The sequence below is a fragment of the Pseudoalteromonas sp. DSM 26666 genome (assembly GCF_900116475.1).
Taxonomy (GTDB): domain Bacteria; phylum Pseudomonadota; class Gammaproteobacteria; order Enterobacterales; family Alteromonadaceae; genus Pseudoalteromonas; species Pseudoalteromonas tetraodonis.
Genome location: NZ_FPAR01000001.1, coordinates 241,863 through 264,517, shown reverse-complemented (window position 1 = coordinate 264,517; position 22,655 = coordinate 241,863). Strand labels below are relative to the sequence as shown.

Below are 22,655 nucleotides of genomic sequence, written 5' to 3'. Positions count from 1 at the left end.
TTTAATCATCCTTTTGTAATGTGATCATTCTAATTAATGTTTTATCTTTATCGATAAAGTGATGTTTTAGCGCACCTAACACGTGCAATACTACAAATCCAATTAATAAACATGCGCTATAGAAATGGATTTGCCCGGCTATATCAGCCTGAGAATCAAACGCAAAGTCGATAGCTTTTACATAAAAAAAGCCAAATACTTCTATGGGTCGTCCATCAGCCGTCGAAATTAAATACCCTGACACCATAATGATCAGTAAAAACAGATACATTAAAATATGTGCTGTTTGGGCTAATTGATTTAACTGCTTGTTACTGCCAACCGGACTTGGTTTAACACTAAAGTGTCGCCATAACAGCCTAAAAACAAAAACCGCTGCTAAGCTAAGGCCAATGCTTTTGTGTAGGTCTAATGATCCTTTATACCAACTATCATAATAAGTCAGCTCAACCATATATAAACCTAAACCAAACAGACCAAACACGGTCAGCGCCATTAGCCAGTGTAAAAATATAGCCACCACGCCATAGCTGGTTTTTGAGTTTTTAAACATTCCCTACTGCCAATCTCTTATTTAGTAATAACACTACGATATAATGATTAAGTGGTGATTAAAATAGCATATGCAAACACTCATCGTGCGTATACGCACAGTAAAATGTATAAGGTTAATATAATTGCAAATGACGTTGAGAAGGGATTAGCTAGCAGCTGACTCGTTAAGAGACACGTATATTTGGCTATCAGGTTCAACCTGTAAGCAGGCAATCAGGCCCTCTTTTATTAGTTCTAACATAGCGATAAAACTAACAACAACCCCACTGCGTCCCTCTTCAAAGGTAAATAATTGAGTAAACGCAACAGGCGCTTTTGATTGGGATAAGGTATTTAAAATCAAGCTCATGCGCTCACGCGTTGAAAGGGTTTCAGCGCTAATTAAATGATGCTCGAATGTTTTTGCACGCGCCATGACATCGCTTAGCGCTAACAATAAATCTTTGATTGCCAGTTCAGGTAATGGCTGGTTTTTTTCTGCTAGTTCTGGCACGCTTGCCTGCGCTATAAAGATATCGCGGCCAACACGAGGTAGGCTGTCTATATTTTCGGCCGCTTTTTTAAATTGTTCGTACTCTTGTAGACGTTTTATAAGCTCGGCGCGGGGATCGTCTTCTTCTTCTAACTCTTCATGAACAGGCAGTAACAGCCTAGATTTAATTTGGGCCAGCAATGCCGCCATTACTAAATATTCACCCGCGAGTTCTAGCTGAAACTCGCTCATCATTTCAACATATTTTACATACTGCTCAGTAATGCTAAAAATAGACAACTCAAGAACATCTAGCTTATGCTTTTTAATTAGATAAAGCAGCAGATCCAAAGGCCCTTCAAAGGTTTCTAAAATAACTTCAAGGGCATCAGGCGGGATATATAAATCTTCGGGTTTATCGACAACGGCTTTACCATGTAAAAAAGCCAGAGGCAGCTTTTGCTGCACTGGCATATCAGGTGTTGGCGTTGATGATAGCGTCTCAGACTGTTTCATTGTTATTCAAATGGCGTTGTATCACCGCAACCAATACGAAGAATTTGAATATCATCTTCTGATAAATCAATCACTGTGGTCGCCTGCTCAGGTAAATACCCACCATGAATAATTAAATCCACATGTTTATCAAGGCGCTCTAAAATGTCATCGGGATCAGCTTGAGTAAACTCTTCGCCCGGTAAAATAAGTGAGCACGACATTAAGGGCTCACCCAGCTCAGCTAATAAAGCACACGCTATTGGGTGCTCTATAACACGTATGCCTATGGTTTTTTTCTTGTCGTTTAATAACCGCTTAGGCACTTCTTTTGTACCTTTAAAAATAAACGTGTAAGGCCCTGGGGTATTATTTTTAATAAGCCTAAACATTTGGTTATCAACACGCGCATAAGTAGACAGCTCAGATAAATCACGGCATACCAAAGTAAAATTGTGATGTTTTTCAATACCACGAATACGTTCAATGCGCTCTTTAGCTTGCTTATTACCTAAATTACAGCCTATCGCGTATCCTGAATCTGTAGGATACACAACTACGCCGCCTTGTTTAATAATATCAACAGCTTGAGAAATTAATCTAGGCTGTGGATTATCTGGATGTATATGAAATAATTGACTCATAATGCAACTCCTTCGTGCTTTTCCCATGTTTGCCAAACCCCTTGGCAATCTTTAGGTAAGTATAAATTTTTTCCAAGTTCTAAATAGCTAGTCGGAAAATGAAAATCAGAGCCTTGTGAGCAAAGTAGCTCGTATTCTTGGCTCAATAGCCCTAAAAACTGACGTTCACTTGGCGCCTGCTGCGGCTGAGCAACTTCCATTGCATCTCCGCCTACTGATTTAAATTCCACTAACAATTTACGTAGCCACTTGTTCGACATTTTATAGCTACTTGGGTGCGCTAAAACGGCCACCCCACCTGCGGCATGAATCGCCGCAATAGCTGTTTGCATATCACACCAATTACTTGGCACGTAACCGGTTTTACCTCGCCCTAAATACTTTTTAAATACCCCAGGAAAGTTTTTAGCTACACCACGCTCAATCAATGCTCTGGCAAAGTGAGCGCGAGTAATTTGTGCATTTTCGGCCAGCTCGCGAGCTTGTTGGTAAATACCATCGAATCCGTTTTTATTTAGTCGATGGCCAATCTCTATTGCGCGAGTTTCACGTTTTTGCTGCTGCTCGCTCAGTAATGTATGCAAGGTGCTATCGTTGGTATCAATATTTAGTCCAACAATATGAATTTCAAAACTTTCCCACTTGGTTGATATTTCAACCCCATTAATAAGTCTAAGCGGCAAGTTTTCACGTTTGATAAAAGCCTGTGCAGGTTCAATAGCAGCCACCGTATCGTGATCGGTAATAGCAAATACATCAATATTTTTATCGACTGCTCGCGCTAATAATTCCTCAACGGTTAAGTGGCCGTCTGAGTGCGTGGTGTGACTATGTAGGTCGTATTTTATCAAATGAAAACTACTTAAATTTAGGGTTTAACGGTGTTTCACCCAGTATAACAAGTTTTTTAACTAAATTGTTTTAAATAAACACTTGACACAAAAGCAGTTGATACGTTTTACTGTAGCCACTTTTAGACATTAAAGAATTAACAACAATGAAAAATACAATTCACAACATCATTTGGTGGTGGCACTCTTAAAATCAAGGGTGATGAATTGTCGTGTCTAAACAAAAAATTCTAACCCGCTACCATGCGGGTTTTTTTATCACTAAATTTTGCAATACAAGATTAACAGGAATTAAAAACATGAATAACGTAAATACTCTTACACATCATTGGTGGTGGCGCCTGGCATAGCGGGACGGTAATGGTCTATCTATAATTTAGACATCGTTATTCAAACCCCGCACTGCTTAGCATTGCGGGGTTTTATTTTTTAGGGGATGAGGTTTGATTTTTAGTCATATAACAACAACACCAGGTGAAGTGACCAGCATAACGCAAGTACGAGACTACATAAGTAGCCCACTTGCATTGTATGCCGCACTTGATAAACCTAACTCACTATTACTTGAATCTGCAGAGATAGATTCTAAAGATAGCGTAAAAAGCTTAATACTCGTTGATTGTGCACTGCGTATTGTCTGCCAAGGCAATCAAGTGAGCGTAACAGCACAATCAAATAATGGTCAGCAGTTACTCAGTTATTTACAAGCTAATGTAAAAAACTGCGCATCACAGTTATCCGATACCACATTAACACTGGAGTATCACCCAGTAGATGACACCATTGACCAAGCCAGTAAGCTTATTGCAGATAACGCTTTTAGTGCATTACGCAGCTGTTTAAATAGCATTAAAAGTACCACCAACAATCCATTCTCGGTGTTTTTAGGCGGCGTATTTGCCTACGACATGGTGGCTAATTTTGAACAACTCACCGATGTACCCGACGGGGAAAACACCTGTCCAGACTATGTTTTTTATTTAGCAGAAACACTGGTTGTTATTGATCATCAAAAACAAACAACGGAATTAATTGGTAACGTATTTAATGGCCCTGATGTACATGCAAACTGCTTTGAAGTAGGCAAACAATTAGAGCGTTTGAATACATTATGCGACCATGCTGCTGACTTTAACGCACCAAGCCAAACTGGCGACTGCCCAGTGAGTGTCGATATTAGTGATGAGCAATACTGCCAGCAAGTAATTAAGCTCAAGCGACACATAGTCGATGGCGATATTTTTCAAGTGGTGCCTTCTCGTACCTTCTCACTACCCTGCCCTGACTCTTTACATGCCTACAGCCAGCTAAAAAAACAAAACCCTAGTCCGTACATGTTTTATATGCGCGATGAAGATTTCTCATTATTTGGCGCATCTCCTGAGTCCGCGCTTAAATACGAAGTTCAATCTCAACAGGTCGAGGTTTATCCGATTGCCGGCACACGCCCTCGCGGCAAATTTGCTAATGGACAAATCAACCCTGATTTAGATAGCCGTATTGAGCTTGAACTTAGAAACGATCAAAAAGAACGTGCAGAGCATTTAATGCTGGTTGATTTAGCGCGTAATGATGTAGCCCGCATTAGCGTACCGGGTACGCGCCATGCCAAAGAGCTTTTAAAAGTAGACCGTTACTCACAAGTAATGCACTTAGTGTCGCGCGTGGTGGGTAAATTAAAACCCGAACTAGATGCCCTACATGCTTATCAAGCCTGTATGAACATGGGCACATTAGTGGGCGCGCCAAAGGTAAGAGCTGCAGAGCTTGTGCGCCAAACCGAAGGGAAACGCCGCGGCAGTTATGGCGGCGCAGTTGGCTATTTAACTGGTGATGGTGCAATGGATAGCTGTATTGTTATTCGTGCAGCCTTTGTTAAAAATAATATTGCTTATGTGCAAGCTGGCGCTGGGGTTGTGTTTGATTCAGACCCAATGTCAGAGGCTAACGAAACCCGCGCTAAAGCACAAGCGGTGATCACCGCGATTAAATCGACATATGAGGCTGTATAAAATGAGTGAAGCACACCCTATTAAAATTTACTTTTTAGATAACTTTGACTCATTTAGCTATAACCTTGTTGATGAACTAACAATGCTAGGTGCTGAGTTAGTTGTTTACAGAAATAACATTAGCGCTGAAGTAATATTCAACAAAATGCAGGCAGAGCATAAGCAGGTATTATTGGTTTTATCGCCAGGCCCAGGGGCACCGAGTGATGCGGGCTGCCTAATGGAATTAATTAGCCTGTGCAAAGGTAAATTCCCGATGCTGGGCATTTGTTTAGGCCAACAAGCACTAACACAAAGTTACGGCGGAGTAATCGGTCATGCTGGTGAAACCGTACATGGTAAATCATCAATAATTGAGTTAGACGATCACCCGGTGTTTAACGGAATGGGCAGCACTATGCCAGTGGCGCGTTATCACTCATTAATGGCCACAAAAGTACCTGATAACTTAGCGGTTATTGCAAAGTATCAAGATATTCCAATGGCTATTTATCATCATCAAGACACTGCGCTGGGTTATCAATTCCACCCAGAATCTATTTTAACGCCCAATGGCGCTATGCTGCTACAGCAAAGCGTTGCCTATTTAACGCGTGCCAAATAAAGGGAACATTATGACTACACAATTACAAAACTCGCTTAATGTTCAACAGGCTATTGAGCACGTTATTGCCAAGCAATCATTGAGCTATGCACAAGCAAAAACACTTTTTGATCAAATAATGCAAGGGAATATGAGCGATATTGAGCTCTCTGCACTGTTAATTAGCCTTAAAATGAAAGGTGAAATAAGCGATGAAATCGCTGGTGCTGCGGCCTCAATGCGTGAAAACGCCGTGGCATTTACAACCATTAAAACTCAACTTGCCGATAGCTGTGGTACCGGTGGCGATGGTTCAAACACTATCAATATCAGTACAACCGCGGCAATTGTCGCAGCCGCTGTCGGTGTTAATATGGTAAAACATGGAAATCGCAGTGTATCGAGTAACTCAGGGTCTGCTGATTTACTCAAAGCCTTGGGGATCAATATTGATATGACTCCCACACAAGCGGCTAAATGCCTTGAACATACAAATTTTACCTTTTTATTTGCACCGCACTATCACAGCGGCGTGCGCCATGCGATGAACGTACGAACGACTTTAAAAACCCGTACTATTTTTAATATTCTTGGGCCGCTAGCTAATCCTGCTGCCCCAGATGTTCAATTGCTGGGGGTATACGATGAATCCTTGTGCCTACCTATGGCGCAAACTCTTCATACTCTTGGCACTAAACGCGCTATGATAGTTCACGGCTCTGGCACCGACGAAATCGCCTTGCATGGCCCAACACAGGTTGTAGAGCTGGATAACGGCAAAATCACCCAATACACGCTCAACCCTAGTGATTTTGACCTTGCAAACTATTCACTTGAACAATTAGCCGGTGAAGGCCCACAATACAATGCTAACGCCAGCCTTGCCATTTTACAGGGCAAAGGTAGCGAGGCACATAACGCCGCTATTATTGTTAACGTTGCTGCATTGCTGTACTTAACTGGCCAAGCACAATCGTTAAAACAAGGTGCACAAATAACACACTCATTATTACGTTCAGGCAAGGCCATGGACACACTAAATGCAATTATTGAGGTAAGTCATGGCTAATGTATTAGACAAAATTATTGCCGATAAAAAAATAGAACTCATTGAACGCAAAGCAGCGCGCCCACTTGAGAGCTTTAAACATCAAGCTGAACCGACTGAGCGTAGTTTTTACAAAGCATTGGCAGCGCCAGGCACGCAGTTTATTTTAGAGTGCAAAAAAGCATCGCCTTCTAAAGGGTTAATTCGTCAGCCGTTTGATTTAACAGAAATCACCCAAGCGTATAAGCAGTATGCCACTTGTATGAGTGTATTAACTGACGAAAAGTACTTTCAGGGTAGCTTTGATTACCTTGCGTTTGTGCGCAGCCAAGTAGAGCAGCCACTTATTTGTAAAGACTTTTTTATTGATGAATACCAAGTCTATATGGCACGTATTTATGGTGGTGATGCTATTTTACTGATGCTATCAGTGCTTGACGATAAGCAGTATAAAGCACTGCATGCCGTCGCCGATTCGTTAAATATGTCGGTACTAACTGAGGTGAGTAACGAAGAAGAAGTGCATCGTGCACTGGCACTCAATGCACAAATAATTGGGATTAATAATCGTGACTTGCGCGATTTAAGCACCGACTTAGCCACAACCGAACGACTACGTAAGCTTATTCCTAACGATAAAGTGGTTATTTCAGAGTCAGGTATTTATACCCATCAAGATGTAAAGCGTTTAGCGCCTTTGTGTAATGGTTTCTTAATTGGCAGCTCATTAATGGCTGAGGCTGATTTATTACAAGCGTGTCGCCGCGTAATTCTAGGCGAAAACAAGGTTTGTGGATTAACCCGTAATCAAGATGCCATTGCGGCTTACGACAACGGTGCCCTTTATGGCGGATTAATTTTTTATCCAAAATCACCGCGCTTTGTCGATTTAGATTGCGCCAAAGAAATCAGCCAAAGTGCCCCTCTAAAATTTGTTGGGGTGTTTGTTAATGCCGCCATAGCAGAGGTTGCTGAGCACGCTAAACAACTAAAACTGTCTGCTGTTCAATTACATGGCCAAGAAGATGAACATTACATTGCGTCGTTACGTAATGAACTACCACGTAATTGTGAAATATGGAAAGCACAGGCAATCAAAGATGCTTTACCTCAACCTATTACAGGTGCCGATCGCCATTTATACGACACTCACAGTGATTCACAGGCTGGCGGCACAGGCAAAACATTTGATTGGTCGGTGCTTCGCGATGCCACGACCCCATTTATGCTTGCTGGCGGCTTAAACCCAGACAATATTAGCGATGCACTTTTTCAAGGTGCTCTTGGGCTTGATTTAAATTCAGGTGTTGAAGAGTCTCCAGGTAAAAAGTGTGCAAACAAACTACATCATGCTTTTACAAGTATCAGAAATTATTGAGGTTAAAATGCAAAATCCAGCTTATTTTGGCGAGTTTGGCGGTATGTTTGTACCCGAACTGCTTGTCCCTGCGCTTAAGCAGTTAGAAAACGAATTTAATAAAGCACAAAAAGATCCTGAATTTCAGGCAGAGCTAAGTAAATTACTTAACGAGTATGCGGGTCGTCCTACCCCGCTTACTTTAACGCGTAACTTAGTTAAAAACCCAAAAGTAAAACTGTACTTAAAGCGTGAAGATTTACTCCACGGTGGTGCGCACAAAACAAACCAAGTTTTAGGCCAAGCACTGCTTACCAAACGTATGGGTAAAAAAGAAGTGATTGCTGAAACAGGTGCCGGCCAGCACGGCGTTGCAACGGCACTTGCCTGTGCGTTACTTGGACTAAAATGCCGCATTTATATGGGTGCAAAAGATGTTGAACGCCAACAACCAAATGTATTTAGAATGAAACTCATGGGCGCTGAAGTTATTCCGGTAACCGCAGGCTCGGGTACATTAAAAGATGCGGTTAACGAGGCACTGCGTGATTGGTCTGCCAATTATCAAGAGGCTCATTACCTTTTAGGTACTGCAGCGGGTCCTCACCCATTCCCGACTATTGTTCGTGAATATCAAAAAATTATTGGTGAAGAAGCAAAACAACAAGTACTTAAAGCCGAAGGCCGTTTGCCTGATGCGGTTATTGCGTGTGTAGGCGGTGGGTCTAACGCAATTGGTATGTTTACCGATTTTATTGATGAGCCAAGCGTTAAACTCATTGGCGTTGAACCTGCAGGTAAAGGGTTAGACACGCACGAGCATGGCGCAACCATCTGTAAGGGAACAAAAGGTATTTTGCACGGTACTTACACTTATATTATGCAAAATACAGATGGCCAAATTGAAGAGTCTTACTCTGTATCGGCGGGACTAGATTACCCCGCAGTTGGCCCTCAACATGCCTTTTTGCACGAAACTGGCCGTGCTCAATATGTCGGTATTACCGACACCAAAGCACTTGATGCCTTTCAAGCATTAGCTAAACACGAAGGGATTATTCCTGCGCTTGAATCAAGTCATGCGCTAGCCTATGCCCTCGAATATGCAGAAGAGCAAACGCAAGACAGTATCATTGTTATTAATTTAAGTGGTCGTGGCGACAAAGACTTAGCCCACGTACACAAGGTATTATCAGAGGAAGGTCAACTATGAGCCACGTAAAAACTGACCGTTATGGAAAAATGTTTGCCGCGCTTAAAGAGCAAAACCAGGGTGCTTTTGTTCCGTTTGTAACCATTGGCGATCCAGGTAAAGCGCAAAGCATCGAAATTATTAAAAGCTTAATTGATGGCGGCGCTGACGGGCTTGAATTAGGTATTCCTTTTTCCGACCCGATTGCCGATGGCCCTGTCATTCAAAAAGCCAATATTCGTGCCTTAAACGTGCATATTAATACGCAAGACTGCTTTGATATTATTAAAGAGATCCGTGAATATAACGCCGACATTCCAATTGGTTTGTTATTATATTCAAACTTAATATTTAAACGTGGCTTAGAAAAGTTTTACACCGATGCAAAAGCAGTGGGTGTTGACTCTATTTTAGTGGCTGATGTGCCATTACATGAGTCTAAAATGTTTAGAAAAGCCGCCATGGCCAATGGTATCGACCCGATTTTTATCGCTACACCGAACGCCAGTGACGATACCCTGCGTGAATGTGCATCATACGGCCGTGGCTACACCTACTTGCTTTCTCGTGCTGGGGTAACAGGTACAGACACAAAAGCACAAATGCCAGCAACCCATGTGGTTACGCGCTTACAAGAGTACCACAGTGCACCTGCATTATTAGGCTTTGGTATTTCGACGCCTGAAGATGTAAAAGCGGCACTTAAAGCCGGTGCTGCGGGGGCTATTTCGGGCTCTGCTGTGGTAAAAATTATTGAAGCAAACTTAGATGATTTAGATGCGATGACCTCGCAGCTAAAAACATTTGTAAGCGATATGAAAGCCGCTACTGCGCTTTAATAGCGAGCTGTGTTTTATCATTATCAATAAAAAAGGGCATGTAATATGCCCTTTTCTATTTAAAAGCCCAGAGTTAGTGCGCTTGGTGCTTACCTTCGAGTATTTCTTCAATAAATTTTGCATTAAATGCATCTAAATCTGCAGGGCTGCGGCTAGTGACTAAGCCGTTATCAACACACACTTCTTGATCTACCCAGTGAGCTCCGGCGTTAATTAAATCGCTTTTAATACTAGGGAAGGAAGTCACCTTTTTATCTCTGAGCTTATTAATTTCAGCTAATAACCACGGCGCGTGGCAAATAGCGGCCACGGGTTTGTTTTTCTTAGCTCCAAAAAAGCCATCAACAAACGCTTTGGCATCTGTATTTTGACGTAAGCTATCGGGATTAAACAAACCACCCGGCAATAAAAGTGCATCGTAGTCAGCGGCATTGGCATCGGCAGCTAATTTATCAACGGTTACTTTTTCACCCCAATTATCTTTATTCCAACCAGTGATCTGCCCTTCTTTAATAGACACCACCTCTATATCGGCGCCCGCCTCTAGTAATGCGCTTTGCGGCGAAAGTAGCTCGCTTTGTTCAAATCCATCGGTGGCTAAAATGGCAATTTTTTTACCTTGTAAACGGGTGCTGCTATGTAAATTACTCATTAAATACTCCTTATCTTATTTTTTGATACACAGAGAGGTTTGCATATCACATACCAAAAATAACATACTGATAATATTGGCGTTTTATATAAAGAGATGAGAGTGCTATGTAAATTATTTACAGTGGTTGCAGATACTACACAGCCATTTTTTAAAAATAAAAATAGCCTGCAAGGTACATGCTTTGTTTGAATAACAAAACTCCCTTACAAGCACTGACAATTAAAGGCTGTCTTTTAACGCTTTGGCTGGCTTAAATACGGCTTTATTAGCCCCTTCTATTTCTATTGCTTCGCCGGTTTGTGGATTACGACCCGTACGGGCTGGGTAATAACTTAATGCAAAAGTGCCAAAACCAGATATTTGTACCTGATCGCCTTCAGACAATGATTTGGTAATCACCTTTTGTAAGCTGGTTAACGCTAATTGCGCCTCTTTTTTTGTTAACTCGCTCGTGTGTGCCATGGCTGTAACAAGTTCTGCCTTATTCATTTTTTGCTCCTAAATACACGCGCTGGCTTTAGCCAACTAGCGTGGCAATACAATGATGTAAAAATAAAAGCAGGCAGGCTAAGGGTTGCAAGGGGGTAAGTCAACCTTAACCAAGGGCTAAGGGCCTTAGTGAGAGTCATTGGGTTTAAATATAATCAGCTTGGCTGTTTTATAGTCATAAAGATGACTTAATCGCTTGCTAAGGTGAAATAAAAATCACCGTGAGCAAACGTGAACGCTAATCAATACCGCTGGTTTGAATTTACCTTTATTTTTATCATCCTGCCTTTAATTGGCTTTAATATTCGCCAGTATTTATCTAACTGGCTTATTCCAGCACTGATCATTTTAATGAGTGTGTGCTGTATGCTGCTGCTAAACGACATTCACTTTAAGCGCTTTAGATTAACCAGTATGGGGCAGTTTTCTGCTGTGAAGCGCCGTATGTTTAGCTTTTTCTTTATTGGCGCATTATTTTCAGGGGTGTTTTATAACCTACTCTACCAAGGACACTGGTTTACTTTACCGCGTGAAAACCTCACCGATTGGCTGATGCTATTGCTGCTCTACCCTTTATTGTCGGTGATCCCGCAAGAGTTAATATTTAGAACGTATTTTTTTCATCGCTATAAGCGCATTATGCCCAGTAAATGGTTGCGCATTATTATTAGCGCCAGTGTATTTGCATTGGCACATATTATTTACGCCAATTGGATAGCTGTTAGTTTAGCGTTTGTCGGTGGCTTACTGTTTGCCTATACCTACGCGCAAAGCCGCTCAACTTTTGCCTGTGTTATTGAGCACAGCTTATGGGGGATTTGGATGTTTACCCTAGGGATTGGTGACTACTTAGATTCGGGTGCACTGAATTAACTAACCGCAACAAAAAAGCCGCGACAAGCGCGGCTTTATTAAATTAAGTTTTAATTAAAAACCAAAAATACTGATATTAAAAAACTTGGTCGCAACGGTATTTACAAAAATAAGCAGTAAAATCGCTGGTATAAACGTTTGCAGTGAAAAGTTAACGTACTTTTCCATAAAGCTATTCGCATAATTAGGCGAACCTTGTCTTAGCTCTTCACTTAAACGAACCTTCTTCCATTTATACATCACGAATAAACACACCATTAAACCATTGAGCGGCAAAATAGTGTCGTAGAACACGTCATATACAATATCAAAAAAGCTCTTGTTACCACTGCCGTAGCTAGTAAACGTTGTTAGGCTGTCAATCATACCAAACGACATAATACACATAATGGTTAACACACCGGTTGATAAGGTCAGTATGCCTAGCGCTTTTTTACGGCTAATGCCTTTACGGTCACTTAGTGTGGCAGTCGGCACTTCGACAATCGATACCAATGATGTAATTGCGGCAAAAAATACCAGCAAAAAGAAAATAAACGCCACGGCTGATGCGCCAAAGTAGCCAATATCGTGTTGTAACGCTAATAAGATTTTTGGTAAGTACACAAAAATCATTGAAACTGACGAGTCAGATAACTTTGTCGGGTCGGTATTTGGGTCAAAGCTAAAAATAGCCGGTAACACCATTAAGCCTGCAACAAAGGCAACTAATGAGTCGGTAATGGCAACCATTTTCGCACTGCCCACAATGTCATCTTTTTTAGAAATGTAAGAGGCATACGTAATTAAAATACCCATACCTAACGACAATGAGAAAAACGCTTGGCTCAATGCGCCATTAAGAACACTGGCATTCATTTTACTAAAATCAGGAATAATATAGTACTTCACACCCGCCATTGCGTTATCAAGGGTGAGTACGTAACCCACTAATATAATAAGCATGACAAATAACGCCGGCATCAAAAATTTAGCCGCTTTTTCTATGCCATCTTTTACGCCACCGACCAATATTAAGTTAACAATCACCACAACCAGTGCCATGTAGCCAAACACCGTGTAGCTGTTAATAAACTCATCAAAGTGCCCAGGGTTTGCCAACTTATCCAAATTACCAAATGCGGTTTGGCTTAAGTAACCAAAAATCCACACCGTGATCACCATGTAAAAAACGGCAATCATAAATGGCGTTAACACGGCTAAAAAGCCAGCAAACTTCCATTTCTTATCGTTATTGGCTAACGCCTTGTATGCACCAAGAGGATCTTTTTGTGCGTGGCGACCCATAGCCATTTCGGCCATCATGACGGGTAAACAAATGAATGCGACGAACAAAGCATAGACGAGCAAAAATGCACCACCGCCATTCTTAGTCGCAGAAACTGGAAAGCCTACTAAGTTACCAATGCCCACAGCAGAACCCGCCGCTGCTAATATAAATCCTAAGCGGGAGCTAAAGTGCTCTCTATTTTCACTCATGTAATAACCTTGTTATTATTTATCTTATCCAAGGGACTCTACCAGTGTTACACAACGCTTTTCAAGCAATTACCGCGTAAAAAAACATTCTTGCTGTAAACATCGCCATAAACACTTTTAATTCACCATTTATCAACGCTATGCTAGTATGCAGTTAATTAAATTTAACAAGTTTTGAGAGTATTTTTATGTTGTATATGATTTATTCAACGGACGTCCAGAACAGCTTAGAGCACAGAAAAGCTGCTCGCCCTGCTCATTTAGCACGTTTACAAACGCTAGAAAACGAAGGTCGACTATTAACAGCCGGCCCCCTTCCAGCGGTTGATAGTGAAGACCCTCAAGATGCTGGCTTTACTGGCTCTTTAGTGATTGCTGAATTTAACTCTTTAGAAGATGCCAGAGAATGGGCCGCAGATGATCCTTATGTTGCGGGTGGCGTATATGAAAACTCAATCGTTAAACCATTCAAAAAAGTGTTCCCTGCTTAACATTAACGTGAGTTCCCCTGTTTAACTGCAACCAGTAATTCAGGGTTTGTTCACTCATTTTTAATTAGACTTTGTCTTATAAAAATTTAAATACCCAATAGAGTAATTAAATTTTAGTGGCTTAGTTTTTTAGGCTAAGCAGGTATGTTCTAGGAGTTTCGTAATGCGTGTATTATTAACACTCAATTTAATCGCTGTTTTTTGTTTGGCTAATGTTGCCCATGCAAATAATACTAACAGCACACCCGATAAAATTGAGATAAGCAAAAAGAAAGCAGTAATACTTGCAAAACAAACTACAGACGGTACAACATTAAAAATTTCAGAAGAAACACAATTTTATACAGTACGAATTTTAAAAGCTGACGGCCACGTCGTCGATTTGAAGATAAACAAAAAAACTGGCGAAGTGAAAAAGGATTAACCAATGCGAATTTTAGTAATAGAAGATGATTTACATTTGGCAGACAATCTGCGCAATGCATTAGAAAAAGAGCGTTACAGTGTTGATTTATGTCACGATGGCGAAGCGGGCCTTTTTCATATAACAGAATACCCTTTAGACATGGCAGTGGTTGATTTAGGCCTGCCTAAAATAGATGGCATAGAGCTTATAAACAAAGCCCGCGCCCAAGGGATCACTATCCCTATTTTAATTTTAACAGCACGCGATCGCTGGCAAGACAAAGTTGAAGGCCTCGATGCGGGCGCTGACGACTACCTAACTAAGCCATTTCATGTTGAAGAACTCATTGCTCGCTGTAATGCGCTTATTCGTCGAAGTGCAGGTAAAGCAAACCCAGAAATGACGTCCGGCCCTATTAAAATTCATACGCGTTCACAACAAGTATGGGTAAACGACAAAGAGCTAAGCTTAACCGCATACGAATATAAAGTGCTTGAATACTTAATGGTTAACCCGCAAAAAGTAATTTCAAAGTCTGAGTTAACAGAACATATTTATGACCAAGATTTCGATCTTGATTCAAACGTCATTGAAGTGTTTGTATTGCGTTTACGTAAAAAGCTCGACCCTGACGGTGTGCTTAACCCAGTAGAAACACTACGTGGGCGTGGTTACAGGCTTAAAAGCCAGTGGTAGCACCGCAAATTTCGTTAAAAATAAGGCAAGGATTTATCCTTGTCTTTGTTTTATTAGTCGCCTTACCTATTTTGTTTTACTCCATAGGTAAGGCGTATTACGCGTCACTTGTTGATGCCACCGAAAAAAACCTCGAAGCGCACCTGTATTCACTCATCTCCGAGGTTGATTTTACCGAGCGCGGTATTATCATGCCCAGCTCTATCTTAACGCCCGAACTTAATAACCTAAACTCAGACACCTACGCCATGATTTACCGTGACGATGTGCCTATTTGGCATTCTGAGTCGGCGGTTAACGTTAACTTTGTTCCCCAATATATAGAGCCCAAAGCCGGTGCTGCAGACTTTAGACGCGTGGTTTATAACAACACCGCCTATTGGCAGTTAAGCTTAACGGTCATTCTTAATAATATTGACCAATCAGAACAAGCACGATTTATTTTATTAAAACGCAACGATGCCCTACTGCGTTTAATGGACGGGTTTAAACAAACCTTAGTCGATTGGATGTTTATAATGGGCATTGCCATTGCAGGATTAATGGCCATTGGTTTTATTTGGAGTGCACGACCTCTGCAGCGTTTAGATAAAGAAATAAAAGCTATTGAATCAGGCGATATTCAAGAAATTAAAGGCTTATACCCCGTTGAACTACAAACAATAAAAGCCGACCTCAACCTATTATTAGAGTCGCAGCAACGCCAAAAAGAGCGCTACAGAGCCTCACTCAGTGATTTAGCACATGCACTTAAAACGCCGTTAGCTGTATTAAAATCAAGCCCACTGGCCAACGATGCCGACGCACAAGAACAACTCGACAGAATTAATGTGATGATCGAGCACCAATTAAAACGTGCTGCTACTGGGGCTTCCGATACATGGAAAAAGCAAACCCCCATCAAACCGGTTATCGACTCTATTTTAAGTGCAATGGGTAAAGTTTATCGCGATAAAGACATCATATTTAATTGCAAAGTGAGTGATAAAGATTACTTTTTAGGCGATAAAACCGATTTAATGGAGTTATTAGGTAACTTAATAGATAATGCCTGCAAAGCCTGTCGCTCCCAAGTAAGTATTGACGTTTCACAAGCTAAAACACTTAGCATTAGTATTTGTGATGACGGCCCGGGTATTCAACCAGACAAACGCGAGTCATTGCTTCAACGCGGTACTCGCCTTGATACTTACGAAAGTGGCCATGGTGTTGGCATGGCGATTGTATCTGACTTGGTGAAGTCGTATCACGGGTTGTTAACTATTTCTCAGTCGCAACGTTTGGGCGGCGCAAAATTTATTCTCGAGTTTAATTACCATGAAAAAAAATAACTATATCCTTTTTTTTACTCTAGCTCTGTTATTTGCTTGGGCTGTTCCAAGCGTTGCAGCGCCGCTTGAATGCACACTTGAAAAAAACGCCCTACCCGAACAAATCAAAGCATATACACAATGTTTAGATGCCAAATTAAATAGAGTACAGCAAGAACAAGATAGCTGGATCCAAAAGCGTACCTTTGAACTATCTGCATTAGAAAGCGAAACCGGCAACACCCAAATTTTGTCATTATTTAAGCTAAGCATTAACGCTAAAGACAACTACATTCAAAGAAGCTGCCAATGGCGCTACATGCTAAAACAACCTAATGCACAACAAGCTGTAGTAACTTATAAAGAGTGTGAAATAGCCATGACCGAGCAATTTATTCAGCAGCTTAAAACGTCTCTTTAATTAGCTCATAGGGAAGCGATTTATGTTGTGGCTTGGTAATTAAGTGAATAGTTTATTGGTGTTTTGGGAAGTGCAGCCTTAAAGACTGCATTTTTGTAGTTATATAGTTTGAAATGTGATTACTCTGACCATACCGCAAATTCATTTCCATTAGGATCGCTAAAGTGAAATCGTCTACCACCGGGAAATGAAAATGTAGGCTTAATTATTTTGCCTCCAGCTTTTTCAATTTTATTTTGAGTCGCTTCAAGGTCATTACTGTATAACACAATTAACGGGCTTCCATTTTTAGTAGAAACAACTAAATCAGACTTAAAGAAACCACCATCAACCCCTTGCGCGGTAAAACTACAATATTCTGGGCCATAATCTACAAATGACCAGCCAAACACCGTACTGAAGAAAGCCTTTGTAGCTGCAATATTTTGTGCAGGAATTTCAATATAGTTAATTTTATTATTTTGAGCCATTTTAGTTTTTACCCTTATTCTTGTTTATATTATTTGCGATTTGAGCTGGTAATAAATAAAGATAGCAGCAAAAGCATAAACAACTGATAAAGTTTGATAAGAATGCGCTCAGGCACTACATATAATTAATACTGAATAAAACCCACTTATAAAACATTTGAAGGTACAAAATTAAGGGCTGATTTAATATTAATTATCGTTATTCATACGTTTCTTTTGTTTATTTTTACTAGATCGCACAAACCATTCCGTTAAGGATATGAAAAAAAAGAACATAAACAATCCGCCGCACCAAGTTGCAAACACCCAAATTGACGGTTTGAGTTCATACCAGCCTTGAATATTAATCGTGGCAAAGTAAAACATCCCTAACGAAATAAATGGCAGAATAAACAAAGAGTAAAAAGCTCCCGTAACAGCATGCAGTAATATTTTCTCACGAATACTTGAGCTATTAGATCCCAAATTCACAATTCCAAAAACACATTGTGTAGCGATAAACAGGCAACAAACCTGTAAAAAGGTCCAGCCTAAAGCTGCCAGAATAGCAACTAACTGAATGTATATTCCCTCACTCATCTTATCCTATTAACGAATACTGGCTTTAGCGAAACATGCATCAACTTTACTCTGTTGTTAATTGTTCTTCATAAAAGGATTATTTTCAGACATAAACTCTATCAATCATTCTCACTGATAAATTAGTCCTGTCATTTTTATCTTTTAAAAAGTTTTATAGTTTAATTTTCTTGGTTAACTTTAGTGGCATCAATGTCGTTTTAAGTTAACAGAACAAGTGCGGAAATTTAATTACTGCCAACCACACTATGTTTAAATATTGCCTTAGTCGTCTGAGACTTAAGTGAAATTACTTCAGCTTCTGAAAAATTAGGAACGATCTTGCTACTAATCTAATGATTTCTTCCTGAGCACCATACTTTCAACCATTGCGATGAGAACAAAAACAAACCCAGAATCCGATAAAAAATAAGTCGAGTTTTCAATACAGACTGCCACGTATACTTGCACCAATAATATTACAATATCGATCCTGATAGCCGTTGCTCTATTTCTTTTTAACTTAACTAAGATGAAGTAAAGATAACACCATCTAAAAAAAGATATAAACATAAAAAACAAAACTAATATCACTCTTCATCTCCATTGAAACAGAACTATCTTTACTAAAATTTGATTTGCATCATAAACGATCATGGGGACGGTTGCTGTTTGTAATGTCTTGCCGCACTGCATAGAAAGATTAACAAAAATTGTTTAAGTCTATAAAATATCAACACTTTTAATGGGTGTTTTCTATTTTTTGTTTTAAATTGGGTGTCTACATTATTTTTATTGAATAATAAGCTCATGGGCTAAAATCCGAGCGAAGCGAGTCAACCCACGTGTTAGCGTCCCAGCGACCAAATGGAGCCACAACAGCGTTTTGTTAGCTGCTCAGCTGCGTGATATGCAACAGTTCACCCACTGGCCCCCATAAATAAAAGATCTTACCCCAAGCTTCTTGTTGGATTGGGGTAATCTTTGTTTTGTGTTCGGATTTAGAGCATAACTCATATGCTTCGTAGATGTCTGAAACGCAGATTTGCAACATAAAATTTTTGGCAAAATCTTCATTGTAAAAGCGCTGCAAAAAGAAAAGACAATCACCGTTTTCAAAAAGTGTGAGATCGTCGGTTACGTACTCTGATTTAAATCCAATTTCCGAGTAGAAAGACTTTGAAATTTCGAAGTCCTTACTTGGGATAAATGTTTTTATATCTATTACATCCATGATTCTTTCCAAAAGCAGCTAACAATTTTATATTGCGCGACTCGCGTATATCTCCACCAGCGCTGCGCTTATTTTTTCTACTACATATAGTTTTAACAAATTAGCTAACACATTGCTATCATTAAGTTTTATTCTTTTAAGCAGTGCTAATTAGCATACTATATGCGCGTCGCTCATTTTCCTGAGTATGATTGCACACTAAAGCTTACTCACTTAGCCCATAAAACGTTTTGACAAATCTGCATAAAAACCACAAACTACCTACCAGTAGATTGATTTAGCTAAAGTGATTTTAAAATGCATAAACCTGTGGTTATTATTGGTGGTGGCTTAGCGGGCTTATATGCCGCTTACAGCCTAAAAAAACGAAATATTCCGTTTTTATTATTAGAGGCCAAAGCCAATTTGGGCGGTCGTATTTCGTCTCACTTTTTGGCAGCCAACAACACCATTGGCCACGATTTAGGCCCTACCTGGATATTTCCGCACCAGCCTAATATTCAACAGTTAGTTGCTGCTTTAAACATCCCTGTGTTTGAGCAATACACCCAAGGCGATGTGTTGTATCAAGCATCGCATACTGCCCCTGCCCAGCAAATTGCAGGGGCGGGTGAAATGCAGCTATTTAGAATACAAAACGGCATGACCCAGCTTATTAATGCGCTTTATCAGCAGCTTGACCCAAACACCGTTAAATTAGAACACGCTGTTAGCGAAGTGAAAAAGCTTTCCGATGGCTGGCATATTAGCGCTAATTACCAAGGGAGTACGCAGTACTTTACTTGCGATCAGTTACTGTTGGCGTTACCCCCTAGAATGATCAGCCAGCATTTAACCCCGCATTTATGGGCTGATAATGTTTTAGCCCAGCGTTTAGCGTCGGTGCCGACGTGGATGGCAGGCCAAGCAAAGTTTGTTGCCACTTTTGAGCACGCTTTTTGGCGAGATAAAAACTTATCGGGGCAATGTTTTAGCCGTGTTGGCCCGTTAGTAGAAATTCATGATGCCTCAGCAAGTGATCATGCTCACCCTGCTCTATTTGGCTTTATTGGCGTGCCTTACTTACAGCGCAGTAAAGTAACTCGCGAGCAATTAACCCAAGCCTGCCTTGATCAGCTTGGCTATTTTTATGGTGAGCAGGCTTATACTGCCACTGATTGCACGATAAAAGATTGGGCTGAGGATGAATTTGTGGCCAACAAGGATGACCAACTAGGTGTATCGCAGCATCCTGAATTTAATTTTTCAGGGCTTAGCGAGCAGCTTAAACAGTTAAAAGTGCATTTTGTGGGCAGTGAGTTTGCTAAGCAAGAAGCAGGCTATTTAGAGGGGGCTATAAACGCCGTAGATAGCGCCTTAGCTAATTTAATAAATACTTAATAATGTTAAAGGCGTGCTTAGACACGCCTTAGTAAGGTATTAGTCTTCTGATTTAATGACGGTTTCTTCACCTGTACCAAGCATGGTTGCTAACCAACGCCCCTCATCACTGGCTTCTAGCGCTATTTTTACAATCATAGTTAACGGCACCGATAACAACATTCCCACAGAGCCTAATAGCCAGCCCCAAAATATTAACGATAAAAACACCACTAACGTAGAAAGCCCTAACCCTTTACCCATGTATTTAGGCTCTACAATATTACCCATTACGGTATTTATAGTTAAATAACCCGCGCCAACGAGGCCTGCCACTAAAGGACCTTGAGTAATAAGCGCCAGTAACAGTGCTGGCACAGCCGCTATGATTGAACCAATGTTAGGAATATAATTAAGCATAAATGCCAGTACGCCCCAAAGTACAAAGTAATCAACATCGAGTATCCATAAGTAAAAACCAGCAATTACACCGGTGGCTAAACTTACTAGGGTTTTAATGGCCAAATAAGAGTTAATAGAGTCTAAAAAGCGGTCAATTTGCTTAATTTTGCTGTCGGGGTCGTCTAGTGCTAAATGAATTTTTTTGCCAAGTATGGGCCCTTCAAACAGCATAAAAACAACCGTTAAAATAATTAAAAACATATTGGCCATTACGCTACCTAAGCCGGTTAACATATTGGTGGCAACATCAACCATTTTACCGGGGTCGAACATAGACAAAATTTGTTCTTTATTAATTAAAATATTGTATTGCGAAGCCATATCAACCAGCCATACAAATTCTTCTTTTAACTGTGCTTTGTATTCTGGTAACTGCTTTGAAAAATCGTTAACCGACTGCCCCACTAAACCGCCTAAGCTAACACCTAAGCCCATAATAATAAGCACTACAAGCACCACCGCTATGCCTTTTGGAATACGGTAGCGAGCAAAAAAATTAATGAGTGGGCTACAAATAATGGCGATGAATGCTGCCAAAATAAACGGAATAACAATAGCACTTGCGGCTTTAATGCCCGCTAATACAATGACCAACGCTGCAAAAATAATTAAGCTTTTATTTACCCCAGTTAAACTTGCCAATACTCTTATCCTATTGCTGTTATTTGGCTTCAGTGTAAGGCAAAACCCAATAGAATGAAATATTTATGAGTGATCATAATAATGATTAGTACGTATAAATTTGCAAATCGTTGAGCTGGGGAGTATAAATTTTAAACATCCCGCTTTATTTATAATTTTGGAGTTGCAATGCATATATTTTTTACAGGCGCCACGGGCTTAATTGGTAGGCACCTTTGCCCTTTCTTGTTGCACCACCACGACATTACGGTACTAAGTAGAAACCCAACCAAAGCTAAAGTGTTGTTAGGCCACAGAGTAAATGCTGTTAGCAGCTTAGACGATGTAGATTTTAATACTGTCGATATTGTCATTAATTTAGCCGGCGAACCTATCGTTAATAAACGCTGGAGTGATAAACAAAAAGCAAAAATACGCGATAGCCGAATTATTATTACCCAAGCCATAAGCGATGCAATTAATCAGTGTCATACACCGCCACATACGTTTATTTCAGGCAGTGCAATAGGCTATTATGGTCGCCAAGGTAAAACCCAAGTTGATGAAAACAACACAGAACCACACGATGAATTTAGTCACCAACTTTGTAGGGATTGGGAACTCGCTGCATTAAAAGCTGAGTCTGACGATACTCGTGTTTGCTTACTTCGCACAGGCATTGTACTGGCTAAAAAAGGCGGCGCACTTGGAAAAATGTTGCCTGCATTTAAGCTTTGTTTAGGCGGGCCAATTGGCAATGGCGAGCAAGGTATGTCGTGGATCCACATTGATGACATGGTGCAGCTCATTTTATTTTTGATTCGTAATCAAGATATCTCTGGTGCTGTAAATGCCACTGCCCCGCATCCGGTAAGCAATAAACAATTTAGCCAATCATTGGGTAAAGCATTGTCACGCCCTGCCTTTATGCCCATGCCTGCAGCTGTGCTCAATGTTTTAATGGGAGAAATGGCAGATCTACTCACAACCGGCCAATTTGTGGTGCCTAAAAAAGCATTAGAAAATAATTACCGTTTTCACTTTTCTGAAATCGATGCCGCATTAAAAAGTTTAGTTTAACGA

At 40.5% G+C, this 22,655-nt stretch carries 25 protein-coding genes; 14 read left to right on the top strand and 11 right to left on the bottom strand.

Features of this window, described 5'->3' with window-relative positions; translation table 11 throughout:
- Position 1: 1 nt before the first annotated feature.
- The 4 genes from BM380_RS01190 to BM380_RS01175 all read right to left on the bottom strand — a co-directional run bounded on the left by BM380_RS01190 (position 2) and on the right by BM380_RS01175 (position 3,017).
- Positions 2 to 553 (bottom strand): cytochrome b, encoded by a 552-nt coding sequence (locus BM380_RS01190; RefSeq protein WP_090492426.1) that lies wholly within the window; start codon positions 551 to 553, stop codon positions 2 to 4.
- 147 nt (positions 554 to 700) lie between these two features.
- Positions 701 to 1,543, bottom strand: a complete 843-nt coding sequence (locus BM380_RS01185; RefSeq protein WP_024603088.1) for a segregation and condensation protein A — start codon at positions 1,541 to 1,543, stop codon at positions 701 to 703.
- A 2-nt stretch (positions 1,544 to 1,545) separates the two neighbouring features.
- Positions 1,546 to 2,166: an L-threonylcarbamoyladenylate synthase gene (locus BM380_RS01180; RefSeq protein ID WP_090492424.1), complete on the bottom strand. Its 621-nt coding sequence runs from the start codon at positions 2,164 to 2,166 to the stop codon at positions 1,546 to 1,548.
- Entirely contained in the window at positions 2,163 to 3,017 is an 855-nt protein-coding gene (locus BM380_RS01175) for an RNase RNM (protein WP_013465079.1), read from the bottom strand. Before BM380_RS01175 ends, BM380_RS01180 begins: the two co-directional genes overlap by 4 nt.
- A 443-nt stretch (positions 3,018 to 3,460) precedes the next feature.
- Here BM380_RS01175 and BM380_RS01170 point away from each other — a divergent pair, with 443 nt between their 5' ends.
- Genes BM380_RS01170 through trpA form a run of 6 tightly spaced genes read left to right on the top strand, consistent with a single transcriptional unit; the run spans position 3,461 to position 10,048 of the window.
- The gene (locus tag BM380_RS01170; RefSeq protein ID WP_090492422.1) at positions 3,461 to 5,029 is read left to right on the top strand and encodes an anthranilate synthase component 1; all 1,569 of its coding nucleotides are present in this window, start codon (positions 3,461 to 3,463) and stop codon (positions 5,027 to 5,029) included.
- 1 nt (position 5,030) lies between these two features.
- Positions 5,031 to 5,633: an aminodeoxychorismate/anthranilate synthase component II gene (locus BM380_RS01165; RefSeq protein ID WP_013465081.1), complete on the top strand. Its 603-nt coding sequence runs from the start codon at positions 5,031 to 5,033 to the stop codon at positions 5,631 to 5,633.
- Positions 5,634 to 5,643: 10 nt separating this feature from the next.
- Entirely contained in the window at positions 5,644 to 6,681 is a 1,038-nt protein-coding gene (gene trpD, locus BM380_RS01160) for an anthranilate phosphoribosyltransferase (protein ID WP_064662524.1), read from the top strand.
- Complete coding sequence (trpCF, locus tag BM380_RS01155; RefSeq protein ID WP_090492420.1) at positions 6,674 to 8,038, top strand: bifunctional indole-3-glycerol-phosphate synthase TrpC/phosphoribosylanthranilate isomerase TrpF; 1,365 nt, start codon at positions 6,674 to 6,676, stop codon at positions 8,036 to 8,038. The genes trpD and trpCF overlap by 8 nt, the downstream gene beginning before the upstream one ends.
- Positions 8,039 to 8,045: 7 nt before the next feature.
- On the top strand, positions 8,046 to 9,230 hold the full coding sequence (gene trpB / locus BM380_RS01150; protein WP_010390233.1) for a tryptophan synthase subunit beta: 1,185 nt from the start codon (positions 8,046 to 8,048) through the stop codon (positions 9,228 to 9,230).
- On the top strand, positions 9,227 to 10,048 hold the full coding sequence (trpA, locus tag BM380_RS01145) for a tryptophan synthase subunit alpha (RefSeq protein WP_090492418.1): 822 nt from the start codon (positions 9,227 to 9,229) through the stop codon (positions 10,046 to 10,048). The genes trpB and trpA overlap by 4 nt, the downstream gene beginning before the upstream one ends.
- A 73-nt stretch (positions 10,049 to 10,121) precedes the next feature.
- On the opposite strand, the gene BM380_RS01140 is transcribed toward trpA, so the two are convergent.
- Together BM380_RS01140 and BM380_RS01135 are read right to left on the bottom strand one after the other, a co-directional pair.
- A complete protein-coding gene (locus BM380_RS01140) occupies positions 10,122 to 10,700 on the bottom strand; it encodes a type 1 glutamine amidotransferase domain-containing protein (RefSeq protein WP_013465085.1) in 579 nt (192 codons plus the stop codon).
- Positions 10,701 to 10,922: 222 nt separating this feature from the next.
- Positions 10,923 to 11,192: an HU family DNA-binding protein gene (locus tag BM380_RS01135; RefSeq protein ID WP_058154739.1), complete on the bottom strand. Its 270-nt coding sequence runs from the start codon at positions 11,190 to 11,192 to the stop codon at positions 10,923 to 10,925.
- Positions 11,193 to 11,423: 231 nt separating this feature from the next.
- Between BM380_RS01135 and BM380_RS01130 the strand changes: the two genes are divergently transcribed.
- Positions 11,424 to 12,065, top strand: a complete 642-nt coding sequence (locus tag BM380_RS01130; protein WP_024603097.1) for a CPBP family intramembrane glutamic endopeptidase — start codon at positions 11,424 to 11,426, stop codon at positions 12,063 to 12,065.
- Positions 12,066 to 12,119: 54 nt separating this feature from the next.
- On the opposite strand, the gene BM380_RS01125 is transcribed toward BM380_RS01130, so the two are convergent.
- On the bottom strand, positions 12,120 to 13,544 hold the full coding sequence (locus BM380_RS01125; RefSeq protein WP_013465088.1) for a sodium-dependent transporter: 1,425 nt from the start codon (positions 13,542 to 13,544) through the stop codon (positions 12,120 to 12,122).
- A gap of 188 nt (positions 13,545 to 13,732) precedes the next feature.
- Between BM380_RS01125 and BM380_RS01120 the strand changes: the two genes are divergently transcribed.
- From BM380_RS01120 to BM380_RS01100, 5 genes are all read left to right on the top strand, one after another.
- Positions 13,733 to 14,035 (top strand): YciI family protein, encoded by a 303-nt coding sequence (locus tag BM380_RS01120; protein WP_016900387.1) that lies wholly within the window; start codon positions 13,733 to 13,735, stop codon positions 14,033 to 14,035.
- 163 nt (positions 14,036 to 14,198) lie between these two features.
- A complete protein-coding gene (locus tag BM380_RS01115; protein ID WP_016900388.1) occupies positions 14,199 to 14,459 on the top strand; it encodes a PepSY domain-containing protein in 261 nt (86 codons plus the stop codon).
- A 3-nt stretch (positions 14,460 to 14,462) separates the two neighbouring features.
- The gene (locus tag BM380_RS01110) at positions 14,463 to 15,137 is read left to right on the top strand and encodes a response regulator transcription factor (protein ID WP_090492416.1); all 675 of its coding nucleotides are present in this window, start codon (positions 14,463 to 14,465) and stop codon (positions 15,135 to 15,137) included.
- On the top strand, positions 15,131 to 16,468 hold the full coding sequence (locus BM380_RS01105; RefSeq protein WP_028835133.1) for an ATP-binding protein: 1,338 nt from the start codon (positions 15,131 to 15,133) through the stop codon (positions 16,466 to 16,468). The genes BM380_RS01110 and BM380_RS01105 overlap by 7 nt, the downstream gene beginning before the upstream one ends.
- Complete coding sequence (locus tag BM380_RS01100) at positions 16,455 to 16,868, top strand: hypothetical protein (protein WP_090492414.1); 414 nt, start codon at positions 16,455 to 16,457, stop codon at positions 16,866 to 16,868. Before BM380_RS01105 ends, BM380_RS01100 begins: the two co-directional genes overlap by 14 nt.
- 119 nt (positions 16,869 to 16,987) lie before the next feature.
- On the opposite strand, the gene BM380_RS01095 is transcribed toward BM380_RS01100, so the two are convergent.
- The 3 genes from BM380_RS01095 to BM380_RS01085 all read right to left on the bottom strand — a co-directional run bounded on the left by BM380_RS01095 (position 16,988) and on the right by BM380_RS01085 (position 19,130).
- Positions 16,988 to 17,338 (bottom strand): VOC family protein, encoded by a 351-nt coding sequence (locus BM380_RS01095; RefSeq protein WP_090492412.1) that lies wholly within the window; start codon positions 17,336 to 17,338, stop codon positions 16,988 to 16,990.
- A 189-nt stretch (positions 17,339 to 17,527) separates the two neighbouring features.
- Positions 17,528 to 17,917, bottom strand: coding sequence for a hypothetical protein (locus BM380_RS01090; protein WP_090492410.1), 390 nt, complete (start codon positions 17,915 to 17,917; stop codon positions 17,528 to 17,530).
- An 868-nt stretch (positions 17,918 to 18,785) separates the two neighbouring features.
- Positions 18,786 to 19,130, bottom strand: a complete 345-nt coding sequence (locus tag BM380_RS01085; protein ID WP_090492408.1) for a VOC family protein — start codon at positions 19,128 to 19,130, stop codon at positions 18,786 to 18,788.
- A 297-nt stretch (positions 19,131 to 19,427) separates the two neighbouring features.
- On the opposite strand from BM380_RS01085, the gene BM380_RS01080 reads away from it, so the two are divergent.
- Positions 19,428 to 20,510, top strand: a complete 1,083-nt coding sequence (locus BM380_RS01080) for a flavin monoamine oxidase family protein (protein WP_090492406.1) — start codon at positions 19,428 to 19,430, stop codon at positions 20,508 to 20,510.
- A gap of 39 nt (positions 20,511 to 20,549) precedes the next feature.
- Here BM380_RS01080 and BM380_RS01075 read toward each other — a convergent pair whose 3' ends face one another.
- A complete protein-coding gene (locus BM380_RS01075; RefSeq protein ID WP_013465095.1) occupies positions 20,550 to 21,593 on the bottom strand; it encodes an AI-2E family transporter in 1,044 nt (347 codons plus the stop codon).
- A gap of 168 nt (positions 21,594 to 21,761) precedes the next feature.
- Here BM380_RS01075 and BM380_RS01070 point away from each other — a divergent pair, with 168 nt between their 5' ends.
- Positions 21,762 to 22,652, top strand: a complete 891-nt coding sequence (locus tag BM380_RS01070; protein WP_036954506.1) for a TIGR01777 family oxidoreductase — start codon at positions 21,762 to 21,764, stop codon at positions 22,650 to 22,652.
- The last annotated feature ends 3 nt before the right edge of the window (positions 22,653 to 22,655 follow it).

Coding starts and splice junctions, on each gene's coding strand:
- BM380_RS01190 (WP_090492426.1), bottom strand. CDS start 553: ATGTTTAAAAACTCAAAAACCAGCTATGGCGTGGTGGCTATATTTTTA.
- BM380_RS01185 (WP_024603088.1), bottom strand. CDS start 1,543: ATGAAACAGTCTGAGACGCTATCATCAACGCCAACACCTGATATGCCA.
- BM380_RS01180 (WP_090492424.1), bottom strand. CDS start 2,166: ATGAGTCAATTATTTCATATACATCCAGATAATCCACAGCCTAGATTA.
- BM380_RS01165 (WP_013465081.1), top strand. CDS start 5,031: ATGAGTGAAGCACACCCTATTAAAATTTACTTTTTAGATAACTTTGAC.
- trpD (WP_064662524.1), top strand. CDS start 5,644: ATGACTACACAATTACAAAACTCGCTTAATGTTCAACAGGCTATTGAG.
- trpCF (WP_090492420.1), top strand. CDS start 6,674: ATGGCTAATGTATTAGACAAAATTATTGCCGATAAAAAAATAGAACTC.
- trpB (WP_010390233.1), top strand. CDS start 8,046: ATGCAAAATCCAGCTTATTTTGGCGAGTTTGGCGGTATGTTTGTACCC.
- trpA (WP_090492418.1), top strand. CDS start 9,227: ATGAGCCACGTAAAAACTGACCGTTATGGAAAAATGTTTGCCGCGCTT.
- BM380_RS01140 (WP_013465085.1), bottom strand. CDS start 10,700: ATGAGTAATTTACATAGCAGCACCCGTTTACAAGGTAAAAAAATTGCC.
- BM380_RS01135 (WP_058154739.1), bottom strand. CDS start 11,192: ATGAATAAGGCAGAACTTGTTACAGCCATGGCACACACGAGCGAGTTA.
- BM380_RS01125 (WP_013465088.1), bottom strand. CDS start 13,544: ATGAGTGAAAATAGAGAGCACTTTAGCTCCCGCTTAGGATTTATATTA.
- BM380_RS01120 (WP_016900387.1), top strand. CDS start 13,733: ATGTTGTATATGATTTATTCAACGGACGTCCAGAACAGCTTAGAGCAC.
- BM380_RS01115 (WP_016900388.1), top strand. CDS start 14,199: ATGCGTGTATTATTAACACTCAATTTAATCGCTGTTTTTTGTTTGGCT.
- BM380_RS01110 (WP_090492416.1), top strand. CDS start 14,463: ATGCGAATTTTAGTAATAGAAGATGATTTACATTTGGCAGACAATCTG.
- BM380_RS01100 (WP_090492414.1), top strand. CDS start 16,455: ATGAAAAAAAATAACTATATCCTTTTTTTTACTCTAGCTCTGTTATTT.
- BM380_RS01095 (WP_090492412.1), bottom strand. CDS start 17,338: ATGGCTCAAAATAATAAAATTAACTATATTGAAATTCCTGCACAAAAT.
- BM380_RS01090 (WP_090492410.1), bottom strand. CDS start 17,917: ATGAGTGAGGGAATATACATTCAGTTAGTTGCTATTCTGGCAGCTTTA.
- BM380_RS01085 (WP_090492408.1), bottom strand. CDS start 19,130: ATGGATGTAATAGATATAAAAACATTTATCCCAAGTAAGGACTTCGAA.
- BM380_RS01080 (WP_090492406.1), top strand. CDS start 19,428: ATGCATAAACCTGTGGTTATTATTGGTGGTGGCTTAGCGGGCTTATAT.
- BM380_RS01070 (WP_036954506.1), top strand. CDS start 21,762: ATGCATATATTTTTTACAGGCGCCACGGGCTTAATTGGTAGGCACCTT.